Annotated in this window: 8 protein-coding genes and 1 pseudogene; all 9 read left to right on the forward strand. The window is 66.9% G+C overall.

The genetic code is table 11. From position 1 onward, the window contains the following. The coding region (locus AC1RQF_RS32735) for a ClpB D2-like domain containing protein (RefSeq protein WP_492874254.1) at positions 1 to 486 on the forward strand (486 nt) is incomplete at its 5' end. Then, positions 477 to 2,768, forward strand: coding sequence for a type VI secretion system Vgr family protein (locus AC1RQF_RS32740; protein ID WP_492874256.1), 2,292 nt, complete (start codon positions 477 to 479; stop codon positions 2,766 to 2,768). The genes AC1RQF_RS32735 and AC1RQF_RS32740, both read left to right, overlap by 10 nt. A gap of 13 nt (positions 2,769 to 2,781) precedes the next feature. Beyond that, entirely contained in the window at positions 2,782 to 5,073 is a 2,292-nt protein-coding gene (locus tag AC1RQF_RS32745; RefSeq protein WP_273995325.1) for a type VI secretion system Vgr family protein, read from the forward strand. Continuing rightward, positions 5,073 to 7,298, forward strand: a complete 2,226-nt coding sequence (locus AC1RQF_RS32750) for a DUF2169 family type VI secretion system accessory protein (protein ID WP_492874258.1) — start codon at positions 5,073 to 5,075, stop codon at positions 7,296 to 7,298. Before AC1RQF_RS32745 ends, AC1RQF_RS32750 begins: the two co-directional genes overlap by 1 nt. Next, entirely contained in the window at positions 7,295 to 8,365 is a 1,071-nt protein-coding gene (locus tag AC1RQF_RS32755; protein WP_492874260.1) for a pentapeptide repeat-containing protein, read from the forward strand. The genes AC1RQF_RS32750 and AC1RQF_RS32755 overlap by 4 nt, the downstream gene beginning before the upstream one ends. A gap of 2 nt (positions 8,366 to 8,367) precedes the next feature. Next, positions 8,368 to 8,973: a DUF3540 domain-containing protein gene (locus AC1RQF_RS32760; protein WP_273995329.1), complete on the forward strand. Its 606-nt coding sequence runs from the start codon at positions 8,368 to 8,370 to the stop codon at positions 8,971 to 8,973. A gap of 24 nt (positions 8,974 to 8,997) precedes the next feature. After that, on the forward strand, positions 8,998 to 9,384 hold the full coding sequence (locus AC1RQF_RS32765) for a DUF4150 domain-containing protein (protein ID WP_273995330.1): 387 nt from the start codon (positions 8,998 to 9,000) through the stop codon (positions 9,382 to 9,384). Further along, positions 9,384 to 9,758 (forward strand): annotated as a pseudogene (locus AC1RQF_RS32770) (type VI secretion lipoprotein TssJ); the annotation flags it as partial. The gene AC1RQF_RS32765 and the pseudogene AC1RQF_RS32770, both read left to right, overlap by 1 nt. A gap of 47 nt (positions 9,759 to 9,805) precedes the next feature. Continuing rightward, positions 9,806 to 10,338: type VI secretion system baseplate subunit TssK (gene tssK / locus AC1RQF_RS32775; RefSeq protein ID WP_492874263.1), on the forward strand; the 533-nt coding region annotated here is incomplete at its 3' end.

The following is a 10,338-nucleotide window of genomic DNA, read 5'->3' on the forward strand; positions in this document are numbered from 1 at the left end:
GCGAAGCTCGCGGCGCGGGTGTACGAGCGGCTGCGCGAGCGGTTCTCGCCGGCGCTGCTCGCGCGGATCCAGGTGGTCGCGTTCCGGCCGCTCGATGCCGAAGCGCTGACGGGCATCGCGGGCCAGGCGCTCGACGAGATCGGCGAGCGGCTCGCGCAGAACGGGCTGGACTGGCGCGTGGACGAGGCGGTCGCGGGCTGGGTGGCCCGGGCGGTCGCGCAGCACCCGGCCAACGGTCGCGCGGTGCGCGACCTGCTGCGCCAGCATGTGCTGCCGGCGGTGGCGCGCGGCGTGCTCGCCGCGCGGGCGGAGGGCAGGACGCTGCGCAGCGTGCGGCTGTCGGCCGGCGACACGTTGTCGCTTACGTTCGACGATGACGATGCTGACGACGCGCTGGTGGGCGTCGCCTCGGACGACCCTGCCGTATCGCATGAAACCGACGCACCGAGCCACGCCGGATTGGAAGGAGAAGCAGCATGCGCCTGATCGAATTGCGCAGCGACGTGCTGGATCCGGGCAGCATCGCGCTGTCCCTGACGGCCGACGAACGTCTGTCGCGCGAACCGTCCTATCGTCTCGACCTGTTGAGCAGCGATCCGGAACTGGACCTGGACGCGTTGCTGGGGACGCCGCTCGAAGCGGACATCGACCTCGGCAACGGTGCTGTGCGCACGTTCAGCACCTACGTGTTCGGCGGCTACGACACGGGGCAGTTGAGCGGGCAGTACACCTATACGCTTGAATTGAAAAGCTGGCTGTCGTTCCTGGAGGAGAACCGCAACAGCCGGATCTTCCAGAACCTGACGGTGCCGGAGATCGTGGAGCAGGTGTTCCAGGGGCATCAGCGCACGGACTACCGGTTCGATCTGGAAGGCAACTACGAGACGCGCGAATATTGCGTGCAGTTCCAGGAGAGCGACCTGAACTTCGTCAAGCGGCTGTTGGAAGACGAAGGCATCTATTTCTGGGTCGAGCACGAGACGGATCGTCATGTGGTGGTGCTGTCCGACACGCAGCGTTTCGCCGATCTGCCGGCGCCGTATGGGCAGCTTGAATACCTGCCGGACGGCGAGGAAGCGCGGGCGATCCAGGGGCGCGAGGGCGTGCAGCGCCTGCAGCGGACCCGGCGGGTGCGTTCGAACAACGTCGCGCTGCGCGACTTCAACTACTGGTCGCCGTCGAACCGCTTGGACAGCGATGCGCAGACAGCGCCGGAACCGGCGCTGTCGGGCGTGCAGCTTCAGTACTACGACTACGCGTCGGGCTACCAGGACGTCGAGAACGGCGAACGTCTCGCGCGCCTGCGGCTGGAGGCGTTCCAGGCGGATGCGCACGTGCTGGTCGGCGAGTCGAACGCACGCGGCCTGGCGACGGGCCAGGCGTTCACCTTGACGGGCTCTCCGGCGCTGAACCGGAATCGTCGCTACTACGTGATCGGCAGCGAGCTGTCGTTCGTTCAGGACGGCCCGGACAGCACGTCGCAAGGCCGCAACGTCGCGGTGAAGTTCCGCGCGCTGGCGGATGACCAGCCGTATCGGCCGCTGCTCGCGACGAAGCGCCCGGAGGTGCCGGGCATCCAGAGCGCGACGGTGGTGGGGCCGGTGGTTTCGGAGGTGTACACGGACAAGCTGGGCCGGATCAAGGTGCATTTCCACTGGGACCGCTACAAGACGACGGAAGCGGACGCGTCGTGCTGGATCCGCGTGTCGCAGGCGTGGGCGGGCAAGGGGTGGGGCGTGATCGCGATGCCGCGGGTCGGGCAGGAAGTGGTGGTGACCTACGTGGACGGCGATCTGGATCGGCCGCTCGTGACGGGGATCGTCTACAACGGCGAGAACCCGACGCCCTACGATCTGCCGAAGGACACGCGCTACACGGGCATCGTGTCGCGCTCGACCAAGCTGGCGGGGCAGGCGCAGAACGCGAGCCAGCTGACGTTCGACGACCAGCGCGGCGCGGAGCGCGTGATGATCCACGCCGAACGCGACATGCAGCAGACCGTCGAGCGCAACAGTTCGACCGCGGTCGGTCAGGATCAAAACCTCACGGTGAAGCGTACGTCGACGTCGGTGATCGGGATGACGCTCAGCTATACGGGCATCGCGGTGTCGTACACGGGCCTGTCGGTGGGATACACCGGCGTGTCGACATCGTTTACCGGGCTCAGCACGTCGTTTACCGGCGTCAGCACGGGCTTTACCGGCGTGTCGACCTCGTTTACCGGCGTGTCGACCGGCTTTGTCGGCGTGAACACGTCGTTTACCGGCGTCAGCACGGGCTTCACGGGCGTCTCGACGTCGATGACCGGGATGTCGACCGGCTTGACGGGCTTGAGCAATTCGGTCGTCGGCATCTCGAACAGCATGACGGGGATCTCGTCATCGCTGACGGACGTCAGTACCTCGGCGACGGGGCAGTCGCAGAGCATGACGGGCGTGTCGCTGTCGTTCACGGGCACGTCGACGGGCATGACGGGGGTGAGCACGTCGGTGACGGGCACCTCGACAAGCATCGTCGGCACGTCGATGTCGAATACCGGAAGCTCGATCGGCATCACCGGCACCTCCGTATCGACCACGGGAAGCTCGACCAGCGTTACCGGTACGTCCATGTCGACCACGGGGAGTTCGGTCAGCCAGACGGGATCGAGTGTTTCAGAAACAGGCAGCGACGTATCGGTCACCGGCTTCAGTTTCTCGTATTCGGTGGCTCAATACTCCGACAAGGGCTTCGATCTGAAGGATTACCTCATGAAGTTGCTCAATTGATGGGAGCGTCTGTATGCGTCTGATCGAATTACGCAGCGACGTGCTGGATCCGGGCAGCATCGCGCTGTCCCTGACGGCCGACGAACGTCTGTCGCGCGAACCGTCCTATCGTCTCGACCTGTTGAGCAGCGATCCGGAACTGGACCTGGACGCGTTGCTGGGGACGCCGCTCGAAGCGGACATCGACCTCGGCAACGGTGCGGTGCGCACGTTCAGCACCTATGTGTTCGGCGGCTACGACACGGGGCAGTTGAGCGGGCAGTACACCTATACGCTTGAATTGAAAAGCTGGCTGTCGTTCCTGGAGGAGAACCGCAACAGCCGGATTTTCCAGAACCTGACGGTGCCGCAGATCGTGGAGCAGGTATTCCAGGGGCATCAGCGCACGGATTACCGGTTCGATCTGGAAGGCAACTACGAGGCGCGTGAATATTGCGTGCAGTTCCAGGAGAGCGACCTGAACTTCGTCAAGCGGCTGCTGGAGGACGAAGGCATCTATTTCTGGGTCGAGCACGAGACGGATCGTCATGTGGTGGTGCTGTCGGACACGCAGCGTTTCGCCGATCTGCCGGCGCCGTATGGGCAGCTCGAATACCTGCCGGACGGAGAGGAAGCGCGGGCGATCCAGGGGCGCGAGGGGGTGCAGCGCCTGCAGCGGACCCGGCGGGTGCGCTCGAACAACGTCGCGCTGCGCGACTTCAACTACTGGTCGCCGTCGAACCGCTTGGACAGCGATGCGCAGACAGCGCCGGAACCGGCGCTGTCGGGCGTGCAGCTTCAGTACTACGACTACGCGTCGGGCTACCAGGACGTCGAGAACGGCGAACGTCTCGCGCGGCTGCGGCTGGAGGCGTTCCAGGCGGATGCGCACGTGCTGGTCGGCGAGTCGAACGCACGGGGCCTGGCGACGGGCCAGGCGTTCACCTTGACGGGCTCTCCGGCGCTGAACCGGAATCGTCGCTACTACGTGACCGGCAGCGAGCTGTCGTTCGTTCAGGACGGCCCGGACAGCACGTCGCAAGGGCGCAACGTCGCGGTGAAGTTTCACGCGCTGGCGGACGACCAGCCGTATCGGCCGCTGCTCGCGACGAAGCGTCCGAAGGTGCCGGGCATCCAGAGCGCGACGGTGGTGGGGCCGGTGGTTTCGGAGGTGTACACGGACAAGCTGGGCCGGATCAAGGTGCACTTCCACTGGGACCGCTACAAGACGACGGAAGCGGACGCGTCGTGCTGGATCCGCGTGTCGCAGGCGTGGGCGGGCAAGGGGTGGGGCGTGATCGCGATGCCGCGGGTCGGGCAGGAAGTGGTGGTGACCTACGTGGACGGCGATCTGGATCGGCCGCTCGTGACGGGGATCGTCTACAACGGCGAGAACCCGACGCCCTACGATCTGCCGAAGGACACGCGCTACACGGGCATCGTGTCGCGCTCGACCAAGCTGGCGGGGCAGGCGCAGAACGCGAGCCAGCTGACGTTCGACGACCAGCGCGGCGCGGAGCGCGTGATGATCCACGCCGAACGCGACATGCAGCACACCGTCGAGCGCAACACCTCGACCGCGGTCGGCCAGGATCAAAACCTCACGGTGGAGCGCACGTCGACCTCGGTGATCGGAATCAAGGTCAGCTATACCGGGATCTCGGTGTCGTACACGGGTTTGTCGGCGAAATTCACCGGCGTGTCGGCGTCGTTCACCGGACTCAGCACGTCGTTTATCGGTGTCAGCACGGGCTTTACCGGCGTGTCGACCTCGTTTACCGGCGTGTCGACCGGCTTTACCGGCGTGAGCACGTCGTTTACCGGCGTCAGCACGGGCTTCACGGGCGTCTCGACGTCGATGACCGGGATGTCGACCAGCTTGACGGGCTTGAGCAATTCGGTCGTCGGCATCTCGAACAGCATGAAGGGCATTTCGTCGTCGCTGACGGACGTCAGTACCTCGGCGACCGGGCAGTCGCAGAGCGTGACCGGCGTCTCACTGTCATTCAAAGGCGTGTCGACAGGCATGACCGGCTCGGATACGTCAGTGACCGGCATGTCGACGAGCATCACGGGCACGAAGATGTCGAGTACCGGAAGCTCGACCAGCATCACCGGTACGTCGATGTCGGCCACGGGTGCGTCGATAGACACCAAGGGGATGAGCGTCTCGTCGACAGGAAGCACGATGAGCACAACGGGCACGAAGTTTTCGACAACGGGCAGCAAGATTTCGCATAAGGAATTTTCATTCTCGTACACCGGCATTGAATACGCGGACAAGCGTTGGGATCTCAAGACCTGCGGCATGGAGAAAAACAACTGATGCCGCTTCGCCACATCAAACCTCAAGCCGCGCTCGTCGCGACGACGCGCACCCAGATCGGCTCGACCCCGATGCTGGCGATCAGCGTCGGGGTGGGATTCCGGCTCACCGACCCGGCCATCCTCGTCCACGAAACCGCGGTCTGGGAAGCATTGAAGGCGGCGGCGCCGTCGGTGCCGCTGACCGAGGCGGCCATGCCGAAACGCTGCGCGGAGTGGCTGCTCGCCGGGCATGCGGTGCAGCGCGCGCCGGCGGGTGCTGCCGGACGCGCGATCGACTGGGCGGCCTGGGTCGAACTCGACGGCGTGCGCAAGACCGTGTCGTGCCGCGCGACGGTCGACGAACAGGCGCAATCCGCGGGCCTCGTCCGGCTCGCGATCGATCCGACCCGGGCGGCCGCGGGCCGCTCGCGCGAGAATCCGCTCGGCGTGGCGTCGGGTTCCGCGCCGCTGCAGCGCGTGAACGCGCTCGGCGTCGGACCGGATCCGCTCGCCGCGATGGGCGTGCTCGGCAGCGACTGGCCCGAGCGCCACCAATGGATGCCGAGCCGGCCGGGCACGGTCGAGGCGATGGCGCGCGACGGCACGCACATGGGCTGGCCGGAGCACGTCGACCTGCGTTACTTCCAATTGGCCGCGCCGGATCAATGGTCGCGCCACGACAGCTGGACGCCGGGCGCCCGCTTCGAACTCGGCGGCTTCGGCGAGCGCGGCGAAGGTTACGCGGGCACGCTGCCGCGCCTCGCGGCCGTGGCGCTGACGACGCGCACGGATCGGCCGGGCTTCGAGCAGGTGCCGCTGCGGCAGCAGACGGTCTGGCTGCTGCCGGACCACGACCTCGGCGTGCTCTGGTGGAACGGGGCGGTGCAGACCGACTACGTGCTCGACGACAGTCCGGCCATGCTCGTTGCCGCGTTCAAGGATGCGAACGAGCCCATCGACGCCGACATGCTGATGGCGTTCGCGGCGCGGCGCGCCGACCTGACCCAGGTCGACCTGCTCAAGCACGCCGACGAAGTGCTGATGCCGGCCATCGAGCGGAACTGGGTATGGGAGCTGATTCTCGCCAGGACCGACCATCCGCGTTTCGCGCCGCCGCCGCGCACGCGGGAGGAAGTCGGCGCCCGCCTCGCGAGCCATCGTCAGAGTCTCGTGGACGCGCAGCAGGGGCGAGCCCGATTGCAGGCCTTCAAGGAGGAGGCGCAACAGATGGCGCCGCCCGTCGTGCCGCCGGACGGCATCGACTGGCGGCAGCGCTTCGATCAGGCAGACAGCAAGGCGCTGTCGGACGTGACGATCCGCGGGGCCGACCTGACCGCATTGCGGCTCGATGGCTGGCACTTCGAAAACGTGCGGTTCGAAGCATGCCGGCTCGATCGCAGCACCTGGCGCCATTGCCGGCTGGTGAACGTGTTTGCGGTCGACTGCGGATTCGCCGATACCGCGTTCGACGATCTGGCCTGGACGGGGGGCGCGATGACGCGCGGCGAGCTCGCGCGCAGCGCATGGCGGGACGTCGTGCTGGAACAGCTCCACCTCGAAGACTGCGGACTCGACGATCTGTCGGTGGCGGGCGGGTCGTGGTCGATGGTGTCGGTGAAGGGGCGCGGCGGGTCGGGCGGCGTCGTGGAGGACACCCGGTGGAAGAGCGTGGCCTGGAACGGCGTAAAAGCGCCGCGCTGGACCTGGAACCGCATCAGTGCCGACAGCCTCGGATTGGTCGAGTGCGACATGGTCGGCCTGACGCTGTCGCATTGCACGCTGCGGAAGTCGAGCGCGTTGCTGAGCGATCTGTCCGCGGGCACCTGGCGCAAGAATGTGTTGTCGCTCGTCGTGCTGTCGCACGGCACGTCGATCGATCGCACGGTCCTGTGCGACTGCTCGTTCAAGTCGTCGAGCTTCCAGAACCTGCATGCGGCTTCCGTGCAGGTCGAGCACTGTTCGTTCTTGCAGTTCAATGCGCAACACATGAAGGCGGAGCACTCGAGCTGGACCTGCACGCTGCTCGACGGCGCGAACGTCACGCATGCCAGCCTGGCCGGCGCATCGTTCGACCGCTGCTCGCTCAAGGAAGCGATGCTGTACGGCACGGACCTGCGCGAGACGCGGATGCGCGACTGCAACCTGATCCGTGCGCGCACGTCGTGGGCGCATCTGCCCGAAGCCGGCGCGTGGCGCGGCAACCTGAGCCTCGGCCTGCTCGAGGTACCGAGGAGGGAACAATGAACGAACCGCGCGAGCCGGTCTCCGCACCGGCCTTGCCCCGCGTGATCGAGGGGCGGCACTACACTTCGTCGCATCACGGCCTGGAACTCGCGGACGTGATCTACCGAGACTGCCATTTCGACCGGGTGACCTGGGCGGATTGCCGGCTCTCCAACCTGCATTTCGTCAACTGCCGCTTCGACGCGAATCGCTTCGTGCGCAGCGCGCTGACGAAACTCGTCCACGAGAACTGTCAGATCGTCGAGACGGAGTGGAGCGATTGCGTGCTGCGCGGCATGTCGCTCGACGGCAGCGGGATACGCGACGCGGTCTGGTCGAAGGGCGTCTTGCAGGACGTGATCTTCGTCAAGACCAGCGGCGCGTCGCTGCGTTTCGACGCGGTGCGCGCGGCGCACGTGTCGTTCATCGCGGGCGAGCTGACGAACGTCGAACTGAACGGCGGCCACTGGACCGATGCGTCCTGGATGAGCCTGCAACTCAATGGGCTTCAGGTGCGCGCGAGCCGGATCGACAACTTCATCGTCGGCCAATCCAGTTGCGCGGCGTGCGAGCTCGATGCTTGCACCGGCATCAACGTGCGCTGGATCGATTGCCGGATCGATCGGATGAACGTGCGTGGATCGGCGCTGAACCAGGCTGCGTGGTCGCACAGCACCTGGTCGGGCGGCGGGATCGAGGCAAGCCGGTTGCCGCTCGTGAGTTTCGATTGCGCGAAGCTGAGCCGGATGACCGTGCGGGACGCGGCGATGCCCCAGGCGATCTTCGATAGCGCCCAGGTGCAGGACTGCGAACTTCAGGGAATGCATGCGCCGCGCGTCTCGTTGCGCGATGCGCAGCTCGCGCGGGTGCAACTGGACGCCGCGCAGCTGGCGGGACTCGATGCGCGCGGCGCGACGCTGGAGGAGGTCGGCCTGAACGGCGCGGATTGCCGGGCGGGGGTGCTGGTCGGCCAATCCAGGCAGGTCTGGCGGGCTGCGGACACGCAGCAGGCGATGTTCGACGATGCAGTGTTGGAAGAAGACCGCCAATGGCGGCAACGCGCCCAGCCGGGCGCCAGAGGAGTATGACGATGATCGAGACTCGAATGGTTCGTGAGCGGCAGGTCGAATCCAGCGAAGACGAGATGCCGGAACCGATGCGCACCTTGCTGAAGCGAAGCGCCGCGCCGTTCTCGCCGGGCGCGGCGGGACGCATGTCGATCGGCCGTGTGACGGGCGCGGAGTCCGACGGACTGTGGCGCATCGTCGTGGAGCCGGGTTGCGCGCTGTACGCCCGCGCGGCGATCAGTTGCGTCGTCAGGCCGCAGCCGGACGATCTGGTCCAGCTCTATCAGGCGGCGGGCGGATGCTGGGTGCTCGCCGTTCTCGAACGGCGCGGCGACGCGGCCGACGTCGTGCTCGATTTCGGCGCGGCCGGGGTCCTGCTGCAAGCGCAGGACGTGCGCGTGCAGGCGCGCGACCGGCTCGCGCTCGAAGCCGTGCAGTTGTCGAGCCGCGCGGAAGTGATCACCGAGGCCGCGGCGGAGCGCCACGCGCACGTCAGCGGCACCGACGCCACGCATGCCGGCAACACGTTCGTCCATACCGAGGGCCATCTGGGCATGCACGCGCAAAGCGCGGTCGTGACGGCGGAAGCCCTGCTCAAGATGGACGCCGGCCAGATTCACGTGGGTTGATGCGATTTACGCTTGGAGATTCTCATGTTTGCCAATTGCTCTGCCGGCGGAATGGCGCTGTCCGGCTCGGACGTCTGCAAGACGCCGCCGCTCGCGATTCCCGTGTCGTATTCGAACATCGCGAACAAGCCGGAGGCTGTGCCGAACGTCCCGACCATCATTTATGCGGGCGGTCCCGTCCACAACATGAACACCATCATTCCCGTCACGCACAGCGACGAGCCGGGATCGATGGGCGGGGTGGCGTCCGGGACCGTGTCGGCGCTGTCGCGACATGTAACAGGCTCCGGCAAGTTGATGATCCAGGGCGCGCCCCAGACCCGGCTGACCGACACCAACCTGCCCAACAACCAGAACACGTCTGGGCAGACCATCGCGCCGTCCCAGACGATCACGATGACGCTCAGCTGATGAAGCATGTTCCAACGCTGATCGCGGGACTGGCGCTGGTCCTGCTGTCCGCCTGCTCGTCGTCCGGCTCGAAGCCCGATCCGCGCCAGCTGCACGTGACGCTGGTCGGCGGCAGCCGGCTGAACGTCGGCGCGAGCGGCGAGCCGCGGCCGATCCAGTCGTGCGTGTACATCGTGCGCGAAGCCGACTGGGTGCCGATGACGAACGGCGACGCGCCGTGCGCCGGCAAGGATCAGGAGGGCGCGGTGTTGAGCGTGTCACGCCATGTGATCGCGCCGAACCAGGTGCTGCAGTTCTGGATCGACGTGCCGCGCAGCGGCGAGATCTGGCTCGTCGCGGACGCCGACTACGCACAGCGCCCGGCCCAGTACGCGCCCTTGCGCGTGCGCATCGACGGAAGCGGGGTGCTTCATCTCGCGGTATGGCTCGATCGCAGCGGAATCTACAACGCGTCGTTGCCGGGCGCGGTGCCGCTGCCGCCCGACGCGCCCATCGCCGCGAGCGCGCCGAACCCCGACGCCGCAACCGACAAACCCGCCCGACGCCACGGCTCGGGCACGAGGAGATACAGGCAATGAGCAGTCTGCCGGTTGGACCGGTCGCGTGGAGCGACGGCATGCTGATCGAGACGCAGCATTTTCAGCAACTGGAGCGCCACTTGTCCCATCAGGTCGCGTCGCGGCTCGGGCAAACCGTGAATCACGGCTGGGGCTTCACGCTGCTCGACGTCGACCAGGACGGGCTCGGCCTCGGCCGGCTCGCGCTGCGCGGCGCGCGCGGCGTGTTCCAGGACGGCACTGCATTCTCGCTGCCGTCGCACGACCCGCTGCCCGCGCCGCTCGAGACCGAACGGGCGCAGGCGGGCGACATCGCGTGCCTCGCGATCCAGGCCGCGCGCAGCGGCGGCCCGGAAATGGCCTTCGGCGAGGTGGCGTCGTCGTCGCGCTACCGGGC

Source organism: Burkholderia sp. GW821-FHT14F03 (assembly GCF_058803765.1).

Coding starts and splice junctions, on each gene's coding strand:
- AC1RQF_RS32755 (WP_492874260.1), top strand. CDS start 7,295: ATGAACGAACCGCGCGAGCCGGTCTCCGCACCGGCCTTGCCCCGCGTG.
- AC1RQF_RS32745 (WP_273995325.1), top strand. CDS start 2,782: ATGCGTCTGATCGAATTACGCAGCGACGTGCTGGATCCGGGCAGCATC.
- AC1RQF_RS32765 (WP_273995330.1), top strand. CDS start 8,998: ATGTTTGCCAATTGCTCTGCCGGCGGAATGGCGCTGTCCGGCTCGGAC.
- AC1RQF_RS32740 (WP_492874256.1), top strand. CDS start 477: ATGCGCCTGATCGAATTGCGCAGCGACGTGCTGGATCCGGGCAGCATC.
- AC1RQF_RS32760 (WP_273995329.1), top strand. CDS start 8,368: ATGATCGAGACTCGAATGGTTCGTGAGCGGCAGGTCGAATCCAGCGAA.
- AC1RQF_RS32750 (WP_492874258.1), top strand. CDS start 5,073: ATGCCGCTTCGCCACATCAAACCTCAAGCCGCGCTCGTCGCGACGACG.